General features: G+C 66.4%; 23 protein-coding genes and 1 tRNA gene. 5 read left to right on the top strand and 19 right to left on the bottom strand.

Annotation, left to right across the window (positions count from 1 at the left end; all coding sequences use genetic code 11):
- Positions 1–80 precede the first annotated feature (80 nt).
- The 15 genes from Q0Z44_RS16275 to Q0Z44_RS16205 form a co-directional block, all read right to left on the bottom strand.
- Entirely contained in the window at positions 81–305 is a 225-nt protein-coding gene (locus tag Q0Z44_RS16275) for a hypothetical protein (RefSeq protein WP_298014695.1), read from the bottom strand.
- On the bottom strand, positions 302–550 hold the full coding sequence (locus Q0Z44_RS16270; RefSeq protein ID WP_298014693.1) for a hypothetical protein: 249 nt from the start codon (positions 548–550) through the stop codon (positions 302–304). The genes Q0Z44_RS16275 and Q0Z44_RS16270 overlap by 4 nt, the downstream gene beginning before the upstream one ends.
- Positions 550–777, bottom strand: coding sequence for a hypothetical protein (locus Q0Z44_RS16265; protein WP_298014690.1), 228 nt, complete (start codon positions 775–777; stop codon positions 550–552). Before Q0Z44_RS16265 ends, Q0Z44_RS16270 begins: the two co-directional genes overlap by 1 nt.
- Entirely contained in the window at positions 770–1,447 is a 678-nt protein-coding gene (locus Q0Z44_RS16260; protein ID WP_298014688.1) for a hypothetical protein, read from the bottom strand. The genes Q0Z44_RS16265 and Q0Z44_RS16260 overlap by 8 nt, the downstream gene beginning before the upstream one ends.
- A 432-nt stretch (positions 1,448–1,879) precedes the next feature.
- Complete coding sequence (locus Q0Z44_RS16255) at positions 1,880–3,952, bottom strand: AAA family ATPase (RefSeq protein ID WP_298014687.1); 2,073 nt, start codon at positions 3,950–3,952, stop codon at positions 1,880–1,882.
- The gene (locus Q0Z44_RS16250; protein ID WP_298014686.1) at positions 3,945–4,238 is read right to left on the bottom strand and encodes a hypothetical protein; all 294 of its coding nucleotides are present in this window, start codon (positions 4,236–4,238) and stop codon (positions 3,945–3,947) included. The genes Q0Z44_RS16255 and Q0Z44_RS16250 overlap by 8 nt, the downstream gene beginning before the upstream one ends.
- Positions 4,225–4,503 (bottom strand): hypothetical protein, encoded by a 279-nt coding sequence (locus tag Q0Z44_RS16245; RefSeq protein WP_298014685.1) that lies wholly within the window; start codon positions 4,501–4,503, stop codon positions 4,225–4,227. The genes Q0Z44_RS16250 and Q0Z44_RS16245 overlap by 14 nt, the downstream gene beginning before the upstream one ends.
- Entirely contained in the window at positions 4,500–4,733 is a 234-nt protein-coding gene (locus tag Q0Z44_RS16240; RefSeq protein WP_298014684.1) for a hypothetical protein, read from the bottom strand. Before Q0Z44_RS16240 ends, Q0Z44_RS16245 begins: the two co-directional genes overlap by 4 nt.
- Positions 4,726–4,971: an AlpA family phage regulatory protein gene (locus tag Q0Z44_RS16235; RefSeq protein ID WP_298014683.1), complete on the bottom strand. Its 246-nt coding sequence runs from the start codon at positions 4,969–4,971 to the stop codon at positions 4,726–4,728. Before Q0Z44_RS16235 ends, Q0Z44_RS16240 begins: the two co-directional genes overlap by 8 nt.
- 154 nt (positions 4,972–5,125) lie before the next feature.
- Positions 5,126–5,695, bottom strand: a complete 570-nt coding sequence (locus Q0Z44_RS16230; protein ID WP_298014682.1) for a hypothetical protein — start codon at positions 5,693–5,695, stop codon at positions 5,126–5,128.
- On the bottom strand, positions 5,695–6,099 hold the full coding sequence (locus Q0Z44_RS16225) for a hypothetical protein (RefSeq protein WP_298014681.1): 405 nt from the start codon (positions 6,097–6,099) through the stop codon (positions 5,695–5,697). The genes Q0Z44_RS16230 and Q0Z44_RS16225 overlap by 1 nt, the downstream gene beginning before the upstream one ends.
- Before the next feature lie 169 nt (positions 6,100–6,268).
- Positions 6,269–6,359: transfer RNA gene (locus Q0Z44_RS16220), tRNA-Ser, on the bottom strand.
- Positions 6,360–6,445: 86 nt separating this feature from the next.
- Positions 6,446–7,765: a serine--tRNA ligase gene (serS, locus tag Q0Z44_RS16215; RefSeq protein ID WP_298014680.1), complete on the bottom strand. Its 1,320-nt coding sequence runs from the start codon at positions 7,763–7,765 to the stop codon at positions 6,446–6,448.
- A 42-nt stretch (positions 7,766–7,807) separates the two neighbouring features.
- Positions 7,808–8,788 carry a 4-hydroxy-3-methylbut-2-enyl diphosphate reductase gene (ispH, locus tag Q0Z44_RS16210; RefSeq protein ID WP_298014679.1) on the bottom strand — a complete coding sequence of 327 codons (981 nt, stop codon included), beginning with the start codon at positions 8,786–8,788 and terminating at the stop codon, positions 7,808–7,810.
- A 16-nt stretch (positions 8,789–8,804) separates the two neighbouring features.
- Positions 8,805–9,260 (bottom strand): FKBP-type peptidyl-prolyl cis-trans isomerase, encoded by a 456-nt coding sequence (locus Q0Z44_RS16205; RefSeq protein ID WP_298014678.1) that lies wholly within the window; start codon positions 9,258–9,260, stop codon positions 8,805–8,807.
- A 135-nt stretch (positions 9,261–9,395) separates the two neighbouring features.
- Here Q0Z44_RS16205 and radC point away from each other — a divergent pair, with 135 nt between their 5' ends.
- Positions 9,396–10,064, top strand: coding sequence for a DNA repair protein RadC (gene radC / locus Q0Z44_RS16200; RefSeq protein ID WP_298014677.1), 669 nt, complete (start codon positions 9,396–9,398; stop codon positions 10,062–10,064).
- Positions 10,065–10,140: 76 nt separating this feature from the next.
- Positions 10,141–10,857, top strand: coding sequence for a Smr/MutS family protein (locus tag Q0Z44_RS16195; protein WP_298014676.1), 717 nt, complete (start codon positions 10,141–10,143; stop codon positions 10,855–10,857).
- 12 nt (positions 10,858–10,869) lie between these two features.
- On the opposite strand, the gene Q0Z44_RS16190 is transcribed toward Q0Z44_RS16195, so the two are convergent.
- Genes Q0Z44_RS16190 through Q0Z44_RS16180 form a run of 3 tightly spaced genes read right to left on the bottom strand, consistent with a single transcriptional unit; the run spans position 10,870 to position 12,938 of the window.
- Positions 10,870–11,292, bottom strand: a complete 423-nt coding sequence (locus tag Q0Z44_RS16190) for a group II truncated hemoglobin (RefSeq protein WP_298014675.1) — start codon at positions 11,290–11,292, stop codon at positions 10,870–10,872.
- 36 nt (positions 11,293–11,328) lie between these two features.
- Positions 11,329–12,129 carry a MinD/ParA family protein gene (locus tag Q0Z44_RS16185; protein ID WP_298014674.1) on the bottom strand — a complete coding sequence of 267 codons (801 nt, stop codon included), beginning with the start codon at positions 12,127–12,129 and terminating at the stop codon, positions 11,329–11,331.
- Positions 12,130–12,137: 8 nt separating this feature from the next.
- A complete protein-coding gene (locus tag Q0Z44_RS16180) occupies positions 12,138–12,938 on the bottom strand; it encodes a GGDEF domain-containing protein (protein ID WP_366517636.1) in 801 nt (266 codons plus the stop codon).
- A gap of 182 nt (positions 12,939–13,120) precedes the next feature.
- Between Q0Z44_RS16180 and Q0Z44_RS16175 the strand changes: the two genes are divergently transcribed.
- The 3 genes from Q0Z44_RS16175 to Q0Z44_RS16165 all read left to right on the top strand — a co-directional run bounded on the left by Q0Z44_RS16175 (position 13,121) and on the right by Q0Z44_RS16165 (position 15,841).
- A complete protein-coding gene (locus tag Q0Z44_RS16175) occupies positions 13,121–13,960 on the top strand; it encodes a CheR family methyltransferase (RefSeq protein ID WP_298014672.1) in 840 nt (279 codons plus the stop codon).
- Positions 13,961–14,056: 96 nt separating this feature from the next.
- Complete coding sequence (cheD, locus tag Q0Z44_RS16170) at positions 14,057–14,689, top strand: chemoreceptor glutamine deamidase CheD (RefSeq protein ID WP_298014698.1); 633 nt, start codon at positions 14,057–14,059, stop codon at positions 14,687–14,689.
- A gap of 18 nt (positions 14,690–14,707) precedes the next feature.
- Positions 14,708–15,841 (top strand): chemotaxis response regulator protein-glutamate methylesterase, encoded by a 1,134-nt coding sequence (locus Q0Z44_RS16165; protein ID WP_298014670.1) that lies wholly within the window; start codon positions 14,708–14,710, stop codon positions 15,839–15,841.
- Between the two features lie 18 nt (positions 15,842–15,859).
- On the opposite strand, the gene Q0Z44_RS16160 is transcribed toward Q0Z44_RS16165, so the two are convergent.
- On the bottom strand, positions 15,860–17,332 hold a 1,473-nt coding region (locus Q0Z44_RS16160), incomplete at its 5' end, for a BamA/TamA family outer membrane protein (protein ID WP_298014668.1).

Genomic DNA, 17,332 nt, shown 5'->3' with positions numbered 1-17,332 from the left:
TGTCTTGTTGGAGCAGGTCGTCGTAGGGATTGAACTGCTGCACCAGGTGGTCGTAAGGGTTGGGCATGCTGCTCCAGTGATCAGGGCTCCATGCCCGGGTAGATCTGTTGGGCCCGTGCGGACACGGGTTGCGCCGGTTCCAGGCGCAGGGTGGCAGCCACGCCGGCATAGTCGATCGTCCCGACCTTCGCGCTGAGCGAGGGCAGTGCCCCGGCGTCGACCAATAGCTGGCGTGCTTTCGCTTCGGGAACCCCGAATTGCCGGGCGAATGCTTGGAACCTTGCCCGGTGATCGGCTGCGCTCATGGCGTTCTTCCTTCCGATGTGGGCGCCGACCGCCAGCGGGTGGCAACCTGGCGTTTTTGGCCCAGGCAAATGCGCCGGGCCTGTGACTTCGAGATGTCGAACACGGCAGCCAGCTTTCCCCAGCCCATGCCCTGCTCGCGCAACTCCTGCAGCCGCTCCGCGTCTCTGTCCGTCAACTTGGCCTGAGGGTGCGACTCACCGACCCTGCGGTTGTTCTCGTTGACTCCGACCAGCGTGCGCACCATCAGCCGACCTCACGCCAGGCCACCGGGACGACGCGGCTGCGGCCGATGACGATGTTGCGAGCCTGGGTCCGGGAAATGCCGAAGATTCGGGCCAGCTTGCCGTAGCCCAGGCCAAGACGTGCGCGCATCTCCAGCAGGCGCCGGGCCTCATCGTCGCTCAGCTTGGCACCCGGGTGGTACTGGCCCACAGGGCGCCCGTGAACGTTGACCCCGACGACCTCAGGCATCGCCGGCAGCCTTCTGCAGCCGATCATGCGCCGCACCAGATACCGAAGCGAACGTGGCCAAAGCCATCGCGTTATAGGCTGCCAACGTCCGCACCTTGGTCTCCGAGTAGTTGAACAAGATGTAGGGATGGGTCTTGATTCGCGTCCGCAGCGCGAAGTCGAGCCGCTGTGCCAGGACGTGGCTGAACCAATGGAGATCAGGGTGCGTGTACCCGAGGCCGAGCTCCCACGGATCGTCACCCATGACCCCGGGAGTGCTAGACCGTACGCCCGCACGCCACTGATCAAATGCGGCGCGGCCGGGTTCTGACGCCTCCCTGAGCTGGTCAAGTGCAACCACCAGCGCGTCAATCGCTGCGTCGGCGGCTGCGGCGGCTTGTTGTCGCGCCGAGATGGCGTCCATCACCTTCTGGTGTGCCGATGTCGCCTCGACCAAGAACTTCTTCCGATCGCTTCGGGCAGTGGCTTCGTTGAACGCCTCCACAGCAGACGCCACAACACCCAGCGCCTGCTCGGTAGCCTTGATCGCCGCCTGCGCCTCCAGCAGCTTGCTCAGTGCGTCGCTGTTGCCAGGGTTCTTTGCCAGCTCATGCGAGGCCAGCCGCTGCTCGGTTTTCAGGCTTTCCAGGCGCCGCTCGAGCTCCTGCTGCTTGGTGAGGGTAAGGCTCATCGCCGCTCCATGGTTGATGGTGTACCGGCAATGTGCGGCTATGCGGGTGAGTCAGGGGCACCCCTGCCAGGTGGCCTTTTTTCCAGGTGTACGAGCTGTGTACGGCATGCGCGCGCGCATGCGATGCGTGCGCCTTTTCAGCTGTGCGGATGGTGTGCGCCACACTCCCGCGCGCGCACCCGATGCGTAGCGCCAAGGCTTGAACGTGCGAACTTTTGCAGGTTCGGCCAGGGGGAGGCGGCGCAGAGCCTGACAAATGCTGACATGCAAGACAGCGAGGCGGCCTAGCAAATCCTTGCACCGTCCCACCATCCCACTTCCTAGAGTGGTGGGATGGGATGGGACGACTGGAAGGACAGTGGGGACGAAATGGGACGGGATGGGATACCGTCCCATAACGTCCCGAATGGGACGAAACGGGACGTTATGGGATCAGGGGAGGGCGGCAACCTTGCCGCCTTCGATGCGCAGCACGCGGTCTGCCACCAATGAATCCAGCGCGCGCATGGCATTGCGGCGCCGCTTGTCTTGTGACCCTTTCTCCGGTGGCACCATCTGCTGCACGACAGCATCAACGAGATCAGGCACCGACACGCCCCCGACAACGTCCAGGCCCATCAATTCGTGCAGCACGCGCACGACAAGCTTCTGGTGCTGCCCTTTCGGCCCGGCGACTTGGCGGCGCGGCGGTGCGCCTGTATCGGTGTGTTCCACCACGCAGCTGGTGATGTCGTCACCGTCCTCGTCCACGCCCAGCAGCACCGGCTGCAGGCGGAAGCCCAAGGCCTCGCCGTCCTGCCCGTCCTTCTGCTTGGTCACGCGCACCGCGCGCTGATCGTCGGCCCGGATCACCTCCAGTTCAACGTCGGCGGCCGCCTTGAGGCCCGACCATCCACGCGCGCCCCGAGTCGCGTCCTTGCCAGAGTGGTGGACGAGAAGAACCAAGGCGCCGGTAGCCTGGTGGATGCGGCGGCAGTTGGCCAGCGCCTGGCCCATGTCTTCGCCGCTGTTCTCGTTCGCTCCTGGCGTCACCTGGGCCCAGGTGTCGAGCACCACGACCGACAGAGACCCCAGGGCTCGCAGCGCCGCAATGAGGTCGTCCACGGTCTTGCGCTCCACGATGTTTGGCGCGTCGCCCAACACGAAGAACCCACCAAGGTCAGCGGCGACGTGTCGTTTGTAGGCTTGCAGGCGGCCACGGAAGCCGCCGGCACCTTCGGCGCACACATAGGCCACGCTCCCCTGGCGCACGCGGTGGCCGCGCCATGCCGTGCCCCTGGTAATGGCCAGCGCCATGTCGAGCACCAGGAAGCTCTTTCCCGAGCCCGATTCGCCATAGATCACGCCGAGGCCGGCTTGCGGCACCAGCCCTTTGATGATCCAGCTGGCGGGCCGGCTCTCCATGAACTGGTCAGCCGGCAGGAACTGGAAGCGCGCCGGGTCTGGCTCGCTCGACGTCAGGTCTTCGAACTCCGATGCGTCGGGTGCATCCAGGTCGATGCCGGCGCCGCGCTCATTGGCCCAGCGAGCAAGAGATCGCAGAGTGAGCGAGCCGCCCTCCCGCTTGCCGAAGCTCTCCCACTTGGCCAGGCCGTACTCGCGTGTGCTGTACTTCGGCGATCTGCTGGCCCAGTCGTCCCAGAGCTGGAACCCCTGGCCGCCGGTCTCGTGGTGCAACGCCATGCCGACCCCGAGCCAACTGGGCCCCGAGTGCGACTCGTAAGGCAGGTCGCCCGGCGGGATGGCGTCCAGGCATGCTGTGATGGTCTCCACGTCGACGCCCACCGGTGCGCGGGCCGCGACAGCTGCCGCCGGCTGCAGCAAGTCGCGCCACACTGCAAGCAACTCGGCCGGCAAGGTTGGCGGGGTGGACCAGTGGCCCACCAGGTCGTCGCCGATCCACCAGGCGTAAGGCGTGCCGGTATCGGGATGGGTGGACGGCGGCAGCACGTCCTGCACGGTCAGGCCGTCCGCCGTGGCGCAACGCAACTCCAGGCCGGCGTCGTGCGTCAGCACCTTGGACGGCAGCGGCGCCACGCCCTCGGGCAGGCGATACAGCAGCTTGCAGCGACCCGGGCGGCCACTGGAAATGCCGACCGCATCCGGAGCGTGCATCAACGCGTCCAGGTCGACGCCACGCTCGGCCAGCCAGGGGATCGCCAGGGCCAGGTCGTCCACATCCAGGGCGCACGTCCCGCTGTAGGCATGGGCCAGGCCCAGCCCTTCGGTGATGCGCTCGCAATCGGCTGCGGTCGTCACGCAGCGGTCACGCCGATTCCAGCCCTTCGCGCTGGGGCCCTTGGTGCCCTTGGCGATCGGCACCACGGCCCAGCCGTTGGCGACGTACCGGCGAGCTGACTGGGTTACGGGGTTGACCGCTTCGCAGGCGGTGCCCAGAATTGCGGCGTCAATGCTTTTGTTCGCGCCCTCGCCGGTTGCCGCTGGCGGGGGCGCTTCTTTTGCGAGCTCGGCTAGGCCAAGCAGTGCACGCACCTGGTCATCCATTGGCGCCTCCCTTCTGAGATCCGTACTCGGCTTGGTATGCACGCTCAAGTGCTTGCTGACCAGGCACCGCACGCTGCAACGTCGCCTGCCGATCCCCTTGGCGCACCGGCAGAAGCTCTTTGACCAGATCAGCCAGTGCAAGCACCGACCACCGCGGCGCTTTCGCCTCCACGAACTCAGGTTTGATCGCCCCGGCGCTCACCAGAGCGCGTACCTCGTCGGGGGTGCTATGGAGCGCGGCGGCCAAGCCGACCACGCCAAAGGACAGTGCATCAGACTTGGGCATGTGCGTCTCCTTCTGGCACGGCATTCGAGACCATGCCGCGCACGGCCGCGTCGAGCTGCTGAAATGCTTCGCTGAGGGCTGGTCCGGTCGCAGGTACCGGGCGAAGCTTGGACAAGGCAGCAGCAAAGGCGCGGTGCGACCACCGCAACTCCCCGCCCTCGACCACATCGGGTCGGAGCAAGCCGGCGCGGACCGATCCACGGAGGTGTTCGGGATCCCGTCCGGCAGCCTTCGCCAGGTCGTCAGTGCTGTAGGTCGTGCTCATTGGGGCACCTCCATCACGGCGACCCGCAGCCCATGGGCGCGGGACACGTCGGCCAAGAAGGCATCACGCCCCTGGCGGTATCGATCCAGGGTCCGACGGGAGTCTCGCCCCTGCGGCATGCGGGGGGACCAGGTAGCACCAAGCTGGTTGCCGACCAGGTGAAACTCGACCGAATAGCCGAGGCCGCAGCTATAGCGGCGGGAGCGGTGCACGGTGTTGGGATCATGCATGGGCCGCCTCCTTGCGAGACACCAGCCAGGCATGAACGTCACCGGCGCGCCATCGAGTGCACCGTGAGCTCAGCTTGATGGGGCGGCAGAAGTCACCGGCTTGCACCTTCCGATAGATGGTCTGCCGCGACAGTCCCGTAAGCGTTTCAACGAGCGCGATGCGCAGCAGCGCGTCGGGCACCGCGAGCGCATCAAGGGGGCCCGGCGAGCGGGCCTTGTTGGTCGTTCGAGAGGTCAATTGATTGCTCCTGAGATAAACACAGGAGCAATGTCGGGCCGAGAGGCAGAGTCAGGGGCACCCCCCTGTTCACGGGGATCACTCAGGGACTAGAGAAGGAAAAAAAAAAAAGGGGGCCCGCATAGCGGGCCCCTAGCTGGGAGCGGAAACGCCTTCAGCAGGCGGATAGGTAAGGTGCAGGGCCGTTCATGCCCTCGCGATGTGCCACCTCATCAAGCCGCGAAAACTGGCGCCGGGAACTCTGGACAATCTGCTTAGCGAGAGGGGCAGCTCGCTTGGCTCGGACGACGATCGCAAACACTGCAACCAGCGGAGCCAGCACGATCATGTACGGTGATCCAAGAAGGTGCTTAGTGATTGCGAGATGTGCCTGGAACATGTGCGTCTCACAAAGCCTACGATCACTGACTGGCGAAGCGTTGAAAGCCTTCAGGATAGCGGCACTGGTATGACTGCCAGCGTCCCGCGGGAGCAGAAGAAGAATCACGAGTAGCCGGGTCAGGCTAAGTTTGTGGCCGAATCTGATCAACCCGTTCAGCACCGTACGAGTAGCCAGATATGCGCGACTGTCGAACGCGATATTGCCGCGGGCAGCCTCATCGAAGAGGCTGTCTCGAACAGCAAACAGTTCCTGCCTCAGGTTATCGACTCTCGTCCTGTTGTACAGCGGCACCAGGACAAAACAGATCAACGAAATCGAAATCAAGCTAAAGAGCGCGGTCATTAGTGATCCCCCGGGTTGGTATCGCCTTCTGCGGTAAGCCCGCTGGAGCTTCTTGTTGGATCCAGGCCGAGTTCGAAGTTCCTAACACGTCCCTCCAACCGGGCGACGGTCTTCTTACGAAGCTTGCGCTCACGGTTGCCGTAGGCAACGCCTCCGAGCCCTACCATCCAACCGAGCGTAACGGCTAACTCAGTCTTATTCAAGAAAGAAACCGCGATGTTTGCCTCGGTTTTCAGGCCTGCGAGGGCGATGGTGGCTTCCTTCGCGCACCACGCGACGAAGCCTGCCACAGCACACCCCACGAGGAACCGCACGGTCGCCCCCGTCTGCTCGACAATTGCGCGACGCACCTCAACGTCAGATGGCGCGTTCTGCTTAGGTTTTCTAGTTGTGGTGGCCGACATGTCACTCCCGTTGACGACCTGTGCTCTGAGGTGTTCCCGCACTCATTGCGGCTATGGCCGCTGAAGAACACCTGTTTATTGTATGGTGGCACTTTTGATGGGCCTGAACGAGCGCTCCATCACAAAAACCAAAAAACCCTAAGTGAATCAATCACTTAGGGTTTCGTATTGGCGGAGAGGGTGGGATTCGAACCCACGGTACGTTATGCACGTACGCCTGATTTCGAGTCAGGTACATTCGACCACTCTGCCACCTCTCCTGAAAACGGTGCATCCGTGGTCAACGGCGTAGACCGCGACTATAGCAGGTTTTTGCCCTGCACCCCGCCCGGCCCCGCGCGTTGCGTCAGGCCGACAACACCTCGGCGCCCCCCAGATAAGGACGCAGTGCCGCCGGCACGCGGATGCTGCCATCGGCCTGCTGGTGGTTCTCCAGCACGGCCACCAGCGCGCGGCCCACGGCCAGGCCAGAACCGTTGAGCGTGTGGACCAGTTCGTTCTTGCCCTGCGCGTTCTTGAAGCGGGCCTGCATGCGGCGCGACTGGAAGGCCTCACAGTTCGAGCACGAGCTGATCTCGCGGTAGGTGTTCTGCGCGGGCAGCCACACCTCCAGGTCGTAGGTGCGCGCAGCGCCAAAGCCCATGTCGCCCGTGCACAGGGCCATCACGCGGTACGGCAGCTCCAGCTTCTGCAGGATGGCTTCGGCGTGGCCGACCATCTCTTCCAGCGCGGCGTTGCTCTGCTCGGGCGTGGTGATCTGCACCATCTCGACCTTGTCGAACTGGTGCTGACGGATCATGCCGCGGGTGTCACGGCCGGCGCTGCCCGCTTCCGAGCGGAAACACGGCGTGTGGCCCGTGAGCTTGATCGGCAGCTGGTCCAACTGCACGATGGTGTCGGCCACGGTGTTGGTGAGCGTGACCTCGCTGGTGGGGATCAGGTACCACTTGCTGTCGGCGTCTTCCGCATCGCCCGAGGTGACGTGGAAGAGGTCCTGCTCGAACTTGGGCAGCTGGCCCGTTCCCTGCAGCGCCGGCGCCTTCACCAGGTAGGGTGTGTAGCACTCGGTGTAGCCGTGCTCCTGGGTCTGCACATCCAGCATGAATGCGGCCAGCGCGCGGTGCAGGCGGGCGATGGGGCCCTTCATGAAAGTGAAACGTGCACCCGACAGCTTCGAGCCTGTTTCGAAGTCGAGGCCGAGCTTCTCGCCGAGGTCGACGTGGTCGCGCACGGTGAAGGCATACGCGCCCGGGGTGCCCCAGCGGCGCACCTCGACGTTGCCCGTCTCGTCCGAGCCCACGGGCACGCCGTCTTGCGGCAGGTTGGGCACGGCCTGCAACATCGCGAGCAGCTCGGTCTGGATGCTCTCCAGGCGCTCGGCGGAGGCCTTCAGTTCATTGGCAATGCTGGCCACTTCGGCCATCACGCGGTCGACCTCGGCTGCGGTGTCTTCGCCCTTGGCTGCCTTGCCCTTGAGCATGCCGATCTGCTTGGACAGGCTGTTGCGCTGGGCCTGCAACTCTTCCGTGCGGGTCTGGATGCGCTTGCGCTCGGCCTCCAGCTCACGGAAGCGCGCCTCGTCGAGGAAGGGCTGCGGGTTCTTGCGCCAGGCCAGTTTGGCGAGCACGCCGTCGAGGTCTTTGCGCAGCAGAGCGATGTCGAGCATGGTGTGTTTCGATAAGAGAGATTCGGAGGTGTCGAGGGGCGATCAGGCCTGGCCTCGTTCGGAAGGCAGCGGGCGATCGAGGCCGGTGCCGCCCAGGCCTTTGGGCAGCGGGAAGCGCACGTGCTCTTCCACGCCCTGCATGCGGCGCACCGAAGCGGCGCCCAGCGCCTTGAGCTGGCCGATGACGCGCTGCACGAGCACGTCGGGCGCCGAGGCCCCGGCCGTGAGCCCGACGCGCGGGCGGCCTTCGAACCAGCTGGACTGCAGGTCTTCCGGGCAATCGACCATGTAGGCCGGCGTACCGAGGCGCTCGGCGAGTTCACGCAGGCGGTTGCTGTTCGAGCTGGTCGGGCTGCCCACCACGATGACCACGTCCACCTGGGGCGCCATGATCTTCACGGCGTCCTGCCGGTTCTGGGTGGCATAGCAGATGTCCTGCTGCTTGGGCTCGCGGATGTGCGGGAAGCGCGCCTTGATGGCCGCAAGAATGCCGGCCGCATCGTCCACCGACAGGGTGGTCTGCGTGACGACGGCCAGCTTCTCGGGGTTGTGCACGTGCACGCGCGCCACGTCGTCGATGTCTTCGACGAGGTAGATGCCGTCGGACAGCTGGCCCATCGTGCCTTCGACCTCCGGGTGCCCCTTGTGCCCGATCATCAGGAACTCGTAGCCCTCACGGCGCAACTTGGCCACCTCGATGTGCACCTTGGTGACCAGCGGGCAAGTGGCGTCGAAGATGCTGAAGCCGCGGCGTTCGGCCTCCTGGCGCACTTCCTGGCTGACACCGTGGGCGCTGAAGATCAGCGTGGCGCCCGCGGGCACCTCGGCCAGATCCTCGATGAAGATGGCGCCCTTGGCCTTGAGATCGTTGACGACGTAGGTGTTGTGGACGATCTCGTGGCGTACGTAGATCGGCGCGCCGAACTGGGCCAGCGCCCGCTCGACGATCTCGATGGCGCGGTCGACCCCGGCGCAGAAGCCGCGGGGTTCGGCCAGCAGGACGTCCTGCACGTGGGGCGTCATGGGCACAGGGCGGTCCTCACAGCACGCCGATCAGCTGCACCTCGAAGGTGACGGGCTGGCCGGCCAGGGGGTGGTTGAAGTCGAACAGCGCCCACTCGTCGGTGGTTTCGCGCACGACGCCGGCAAACGAGCCGCTGCCATCGGGCGTGGGGAACTGCACCACGTCGCCGACGTTCCAGGTCTCGTCCGGGTCGCCCAGCTGGCGCAGCAGCGACAGCGCCACCTTCTGCACCATCTCCGGGTTGCGCGGGCCGAAAGCCTCTCCGGGCTCAAGCTCGATGACGGTGCGGGTGCCCTCCGACAGGCCCACAAGGCGGGCCTCCAGGGCAGGCGACAGCTCGTTGGAGCCGATGGACAGCGTGGCCGGCTTGTCGTTGAAGGTGTTGACCAGGTCTTCGCCATCCGGCCCGGCCAGACGGTAATGCAAGGTCAGGAACGAGCCGGGTTGAACGGTGGGCGCAGCAGAGGTCATGGTCAGGACCGCCTGGAGATGGGGCGGCTTCCGTGGAGGCAGGAAAAGCATGATTTTGCCGCAGTCCACCAATCAGGAGGATGGGCGGGTTGATCGGCGCTGCCGACAATCGCCCGCAAAAAACGGGAAGACACGATGAAGGACCTGCCTGCCGCCATGCGGCCACGGGAAAAACTGCTGGCACTCGGCCCTGGCGCACTGGCTGACGCCGAGTTGCTGGCCTTGCTGCTGCGCACGGGCATGAAGGGGCTGGGCGTGCTGCAACTGGCCGAGAAGCTGCTGGGCGAGCTGGGCGGCTTTGCAGGCCTGCTGCACGCGGAGCCGGCCCAGCTCAAGGGCCTGAAGGGCCTGGGCCCAGCCAAGCGCGCCGAGCTGCTGGCCGTGATGGAGATGGCACGCCGCGGCCTGAGCGGCACCCTGCAGGCGCAGCCCGTGTTCAACTCGCCGCAGGCGGTGAAGGACTACCTGCAGATGCGGCTGGGCGCCCTGCCCCACGAGGTGTTTGCCGTGGTGTTTCTGGATGCCCAGCATCGGCTGCTGGCCTGCGAGGAGCTCTTCAGGGGCTCACTCACGCAGACCTCGGTGTACCCGAGAGAGGTCGTCAAGCGCACGCTGGCGCTCAACGCAGGCAGCGTCATCCTGGCTCACAACCATCCCTCGGGCGTGCTCGAACCTTCGCGGGCCGACGAGCTGCTGACGCAGACACTCAAGAGCAGCCTGAACCTCATCGACGTGAAGGTGCTGGACCACGTGGTGGTGGGCCGAGGCGGGGCCCTGTCGTTTGCCGAGCGCGGACTGATCTGACCCCGCCCAGGTGCTGGGGCGACTCCCGATGCGACGCGCCCCGGAACAGCCTGCATCTTGAGTTAGGCTTGACCCCGTGAAAAACGGGACCAAGCCCCCCTCTCAGGCCCCCTCGTCCACGCCGCTGCGCGACTTTGCCGACCTCAAGAAGGCATTGAAGCAAGCGGCGAAGGAAACGGCCGCCCGCCTCGAACGCGAACGCGCCGAACGCGCGCAGCGCGAGGCCGCACAACGCCGTCACGAGGCCGAAGCCGAGCTGTTCAAACGCTCGGTGGGGCAGGTCAACCGGCTGCCTGACACCGGCCGCATCCTGGGGGGCGGCCCGCGCCCCGAGCCCGTGCCGGCCAGCAAGCAGCAGGACGAACAGGCCGTGCTCAAGGAATCGCTGTCCGACGAGTTCGACGTCGAAAGTCTGCTGGAAACCGATGCCTCGCTGTCATGGCGGCGCACCGAGATCGGCATCGACGTCGTGCGCAAGCTGCGCCGCGGTGTGTGGGCTCTGCAAGGCGAGCTTGATCTGCACGGCCTGCGCACCGATGAGGCGCGCGAGCGGCTGGTCGGTTTCCTGCGCGAGGCCCAGACCAAGGGATGGCGCTGTGTGCGCGTCGTGCACGGCAAGGGACTGGGGTCGCCCGGCCGCCAGCCCGTGCTCAAGGACAAGGTGCACCGCTGGCTGGTGCAGAGCGAGCGGGTGCTGGCGTTCGTGCAGGCGCGGGCCGATGAAGGCGGTCACGGCGCGGTGGTGGTGCTGCTGCAGTCCACCACCAAGCCCGGTGCGCCCAGCGGGGGCTGACCTGTCTCGGCGTCAGACGCCCTGGTTGCGCATCCAGTCGGCGGTCTGGAAGAAGGCCTTCTGAAGACGCGGCACCAGGTCGGCGTCGACCCCGATGTCGGCCATGGCCTGGTCCATGCACCCCACCCACTGGTCGCGCTCGCGGATGCCGATCGGAAACGGCATGTGCCGCGCCCGCAGGCGGGGATGGCCGAAGCGCTCGATGTAGTGGTTCGGGCCGCCGAGCCAGCCGCTGAGGAACCAGTAGAGCTTGTCGCGGGCCTCGTCGAGGGTGCCGCCGTGCACGGCACGGAGTTCGCGGTAGGCGGGCTCGAGGTCCATCAGGTCGTAGAAACGGTCGACCAGTTCGCGCACGCGCACGTCGCCGCCCAGCAACTCGTAGGCCGTGGGCTGGCTCAGGTCGTCGGTATCGGTATCGGTATCGCTTGCAGACATGGGGCGGGACTCTAGCAGGCCGGCCAGCGCCCCGGGTCAGCGAGGCGCAGCCAGCCGCGCCGCCACCTGCAGAATGCCCTGTGCGGCCGCGCTGCCCGGGTGCAGCTCGAGCAGCAGTGAGCGCTTGCGCACGGCCTCGCGCACCGCCGTGTCGAGCGGAATGTCGCCGAGCAACTGCAGGCGTGGGGGTGTCCCGTTGGGCCCCTGCACGAAACGCTCGACCACCTGCTGAAGCTGGTTGCAGATGGCGCGGCCGTCTCCAGGGCGGCCCACCTGATTCACGACCAGGTTCAGCACATCGCGCCCTTGCTGCGCCGACAGCACCTTGATGGTGGCGTAGGCGTCGGTCAGGGAGGTGGGCTCAGGGGTGGCCACGACGACCACGTCTTGCGCCATCGAGACGGCATGCAACACCACGTCGGAAATGCCGGCACCGGTGTCGATCAGGATGATGTCGAAGCGCGGCTTGACAGCCTCGAAGATGCCTTGCAGCTGGTCACGCACTTCGGGTGTGAGGCGCGAATACTCGACCAGACCCGAGCCCGCCAGCAGCACCGAGAAACCACCCGGCGCAGGCAGGATGGCTTCTTCCAGCTGCGCCTTGCCGGTGAAGACGTCGTGCAGCGTGATCTTCGGGTACAGGTTGAGCACCACGTCGAGGTTGGCCAGGCCAAGGTCGGCATCCAGCACCAGCACCTTGAGGCCCTGTCGGCTGAGGGCCGCCGCCAGGTTGGCACTGACAAAGGTCTTGCCGACACCGCCCTTGCCGCTGGTAATGGCCAGCGTGCGGGCAATGCGTGCAGACGCGGTGGGTTTTGGAGGGGCGGAGGCGGACATGGACACCATCATTCGGTGGTTTTCGGCAGGTCATCGGGCAGACCTGAGGCCAAAAACGGGTCAGATTGCGCAAGGCCGCTGAACAACAGCCCTTTTTCCTCGGCACTCACCACCGTCAGGGGGGGCATGTCGAGGCAGGTCCGGTTGCGGCCTTCGGTCTTGGCGCGGTAAAGCTGCTGGTCGGCGCGCTCGGACCACAGGACCGCCGACGAACGGACCCACTGCGGCGCAAACGCCCCGCCGATGCTGACGGTGACGGAAAGCTGCTGGCCGCCGATGACGGCGACGGGGCAGACCTGCACCCGCTTGCGGATGCGCTCGGCGACCGTCTGGCCGAACGCCGGCGGGCAGTTGGGCAGGATGATCGCGAACTCTTCTCCGCCCAGCCGCGCCACGAGGTCCATCGGGCGCACGCAGTCCTGCAGACACGCTGCGACGGACTGGATCACCATGTCCCCGGCAGCATGACCGTGGCAGTCGTTGACCTTCTTGAAGTGGTCGATGTCGGCGATGAGCAGCAAGGCCGGCTCGCCCACGCGCGCGACGCGGTCGATCTCGCGGGCGATCGCGGCCTCGAACTGCCGGCGGTTGGCCAGGCCCGTGAGGGCATCGCGGCTGGACAGATCACACAGTCCGTCGATGACGGCCTGCATCCATTCGGCCGAACCGGGCGACATCCCGGCGGGTGGCACCCATCCGGCCTGGCTCAGCAAGCTGAGTGCCATCTCCAGGCGCAGTTCGGCCACACCCTCGGCGAGGGGCACGGCAACAGGTGTTTCGAGATCCAGGGTGGCGATGGCAGACCCCATGAGGCTGGTAAAGCTGGGTTCCAGTCTAGCAGTTGCACCATGCGCAAGCCCTTGAATAAGCGCCCTTTCCTGTGCGAGCTTGCACGTTTCACGGGGTGTGCGACCACGGCAAGCTCAAGGATCGCCACATTCCGGCCGATAAACCTAGGCGGCCGTTTGCCGTCGCCAACCGTCTGCCTGTCATGCAACCCATTGCGCCTGACCTGTCCCCCGCTCTCAATGACCGGGAGTTCGAGTTCCACCCCCGGGACTTCGCCCGGGTGCGGGCGCTGATCTACGAGCGGGCCGGCATCAGCCTGCACGAAGGCAAGCAGGCGATGGTCTACAGCCGCCTGTCGCGCCGGCTGCGCGAAACAGGCCACCAGTCGTTCGAGAGCTACCTGCGCTGGCTGGAAAGCCACACCGGCAGCGAGTGGCAGGAGTTCGTGAACTGCCTCACGACCAACCTGACCAGCTTTTTCCGCGAGGAGCACCACTTCCACGCGCTGGCCGAGTGGCTCAAGGCCCGCGGCTCGACGCCCACGCGCATCTGGTGCTGCGCCGCCTCGACCGGTGAGGAGCCCTACTCGCTGGCCATCACGGTGGCCGAGTCGCTGGGCCTGCACGCGCCGGTGAAGATCCTGTGCAGCGACATCGACACCAATGTGCTGACCACTGCGTCGCGTGCGGTGTACACGGCCGACGCCCGCGGCCTGAGTCCGCAGCGTCTGCGCAACTTCTTTCTGCGCGGCAAGGGCGCGAACGAAGGCAGCATCCGCGTCAAGCCCGAACTGGCCCGCATGGTGGAGTTCCGGCCCTTCAACCTGATGCAGACGAGCTGGCAGCTCGGCGAGCCCTTCGACATCGTGTTCTGCCGCAACGTGATGATCTATTTCGATGGCCCGACCCAGCGCAAGGTGCTCGAGCGCATTCACGGCGTGATGAAGCCGAAGGGCCTGCTGTTCGTGGGCCACTCGGAAAACTTCACCGATTCCCGCGACCTCTTTCACTTGCGCGGCAAGACGGTCTATGACAGGGTCTGACGGACAGGCTGGAGACAAGGACAAGCGATGATCAGCACCACCCCGATGGGCGCACGCCCCGGCACCCCGCCCCCAGCCCGGCTGCAGGCAAGCCCTATGGGCCAGCGCAGCGACCGGCTGGACCGCCTGAAGGCCCGCATCCCGAAGCCGGGCGAGGCCTCGTTCTTCTTCTACGACGCCCACTTCAAGGCCGAGGCGGTCAAGATCCTGCCTGGCGAGTACTTCGTGTACGACGAAGACCTGCTCATCATGACGACGCTCGGTTCGTGCATCGCCGTGTGCCTGTGGGACCGCCAGGCCAAGGTCGGCGGAATGAACCACTTCATGCTGCCCGACAACGGTGGTGGGGCCAGCGATTCGGGCCGCTATGGCTCGTTTGCGATGGAACTGCTCATCAACGAGATGATGAAGAAGGGCGCATCGCGGATGACGATGGAAGCCAAGGTGTTCGGCGGCGGCGCCGTGATCACCGGCATGAACACCATCAACGTCGGCGAGCGCAACACGGCCTTCGTGATGGACTACCTCAAGACCGAACGCATCCCGGTGGTCTCGAAGGACGTGCTCGACATCTACCCGCGCAAGGTGTGCTTCCTGCCGTACAGCGGCAAGGCCATGGTGAAACGCCTGGCGCCGAGCAACCCCGAGGCCATCATCCAGCAGGAGCGCCTGGCTGCGCAGAAGGTCACGCCTGTGGCCAGCACCGGCGGCTCCATCGACCTTTTCTGAGCCCACGGAGACAAGAACATGGCCAAGATCCGCGTGGTGGTGGTGGACGATTCCGCCCTGGTCCGCAGCATGCTGACCGAGATCATCAACCGTCAGCCCGACATGACCTGCATCGGCGCGGCCAGCGACCCGTTCGTCGCGCGCGAGATGATCCGCAACCTCAATCCGGACGTGATCACGCTGGATGTCGAAATGCCGCGCATGGATGGCATCGACTTCCTGTCCAAGCTGATGCGCCTGCGCCCGATGCCGGTCGTGATGGTGTCGACGCTGACCGAGCGTGGCGCCGAGGTGACGCTGAAGGCGCTGGAGCTGGGTGCCATCGACTTCGTGGCCAAGCCGAAGATCGGCGTGGCCGATGGCCTGCGGCAACTGGCCGATGACATCACGGACAAGGTCCGCATTGCGGCCAAGGCCCGCATCAGCCGCCTGCCCCCCACCACCGCGGCCGCCGCAGCAGCCGTCGCCCACCCGGCTCATGCACCGAGCGCCGAGCACCGAGCCGCCGCACCACGGCCGGCCGCGCCGACCAGCTCGCCGCTGGGCAGGCTGTCGACTGAGAAGATCCTCTTCATCGGCGCCTCGACAGGGGGCACCGAAGCCACCAAGGAAGTGCTGACCTCGCTGCCAGCCGACTTCCCGGCCGTGATGATCACGCAGCACATGCCGCCGGGCTTCACGCGCAGCTATGCCGCGCGGCTGGATGGCCTGTGCCGCATCCGCGTCAAGGAAGCGACGGACGGGGAGCGGGTGCTGCCCGGCCATGCCTACATCGCCCCGGGCGGGCTGCACCTGAGCGTGGAGCGCTCGGGGGCCAACTACATCGCGCGGGTGCAGGATGGCGAGCCGGTGAACCGGCACAAGCCCAGCGTCGAGGTGCTGTTCAAGTCGGCGGCCCGCGTGGCCGGGCCCAATGCCATCGGCGTGATGCTGACCGGCATGGGGGCCGACGGCGCCCGGGCCATGCGCGAGATGCGCGACGCCGGCGCCTACTGCCTGGCGCAGGACGAGGCCAGCTGCGTGGTGTTCGGCATGCCGCGTGAGGCCATTGCGGCCGGCGCCGTGCAGGATGTGATGCCGCTCGTGAAGATCGGCCCGCATCTGGTGGAGCACCTGCGCGCCACCGTGGGCCACGCGCTCAGCCGCGTCTGAGCGTCGGCCTGGCTTCGGTCAAGGCCGGCCCACGAACACCATCAGGGTGGGCCCCACAGCGGGGCTGTGCAGCACCGCCGCATACACCGGCCCCACCACCGTGTCGCGGCCCAGGTAGAGGCTGGTGCCAATGCGCTTGCGGCCCTGCCAGAACTGCTCGGGCCGATCCCACGCGTTGCCGGCTTCGACGCTGGTGCCCGCAAACAGCCCGCGCGTGAAGCCGGGGCCCGGCAGGCGCACCTGGTACACCGCGCGCACCAGCCCGACCTGCTGGCCGCTGACCTGGTAGGTGCCATAGCCGGATAGCTGCTGGAAGCCACCCAGGCCATAACGCGGCGCCAGCGGCATGACGCCATCGGACAGACCCAGGCGGCCGCCCAGGTTCAGGGTGTGATCGCCCCATGACTGCACCCATTGGCCTTGTGCATGCAGATGCCGCACGAAGCCGTCCTCGCCGGGTTGGCCATCGCGCTGGCGGCTGTGCGCCCACGTGGCCGCCGCCTCGATGCGCCAGCCGCGCGTCGGGAAGAAGGCGTGGTCGAGCTGGTCGAACACCGCACGCAGACGCAGGCCCTGTTCGCGCCAGCGTGCCACGCCATCGGGCAACAGGTTGCGCAGCAGCGCACCGTCGGCGGCCAGCGTGACCCGGTCACGGCGCACCTCGTCCACCAGGCCCAGACGGATCTCACCCAGTTCACGCCAGTTGGCCCCGATGTCGAGTTGGACGGCCGTGCGGGCGCGGTCCACCCGAGCCGAGACGTCGCGATCCGGATCGGCGTAGTAGTCCACCCGCTCGCGCTGGTGCGTGCCCTGCACGGCCACGAAGCCGCTGAGCCCGTCCGGCAGACGCCAGTCCATCGGCCGGTACCATTCGCTGCTGAGCCCCGGCGCCGAGCCGATGCGCACGGCATTGCGCCATTCGCTGCCGTGCGCATCCAGCCAGTGCCGGTTGTGCACGAGCTTGAGGTTGAAGGCACTGCGGCCGCGGTTGTCGGCGACGAAGTCGACGCCCATCTGCAGGTAGTTCGGCCCCCAGGGCTTGTCTTCCAGGTCGAAGACCAGGCCCTCGCGCCCGGATTCATCGCGAACCAGGCGGTAGTCGGTGCGCAGGTAGTCACCCGAGGCGGCCAGCACCGTGGTGTCCCGCTCGGCCTTGGCGAGGTCGAACACCTGACCAGGCTGGGTGGCCAGGATGTCGGAGCGATTGGCGGGCTTGGTGCGCTCCGTGCCTTCGAAGCGCACGAACTGCAGCGGCACCGGTGGCGCGATGCGCTGCTGGCGCGCCGCCAGCCACGCCGCATAGTCCGACTCGCTCACTTTCAGATCCTGCATGCGCAGCACCAGCGCCTCGGCCTGCAATTCGCCCAGCAGCATGAACTCGCGGGCGCGCTCGAAATCAGCCGAGGTGAGGCCATCCAGCTTGGGCGCGATCAGCACGTCGTCCGGGCCCAGCGTGCGCAGGCTGGCCTGCACGTTCTGCTCGGTCAGGAT

Origin of the sequence: uncultured Aquabacterium sp. (assembly GCF_947366995.1) — a bacterium.
Taxonomy (GTDB): Bacteria; Pseudomonadota; Gammaproteobacteria; order Burkholderiales; family Burkholderiaceae_C; genus Aquabacterium.
This window is presented reverse-complemented; position numbering and strand designations above follow the sequence as displayed.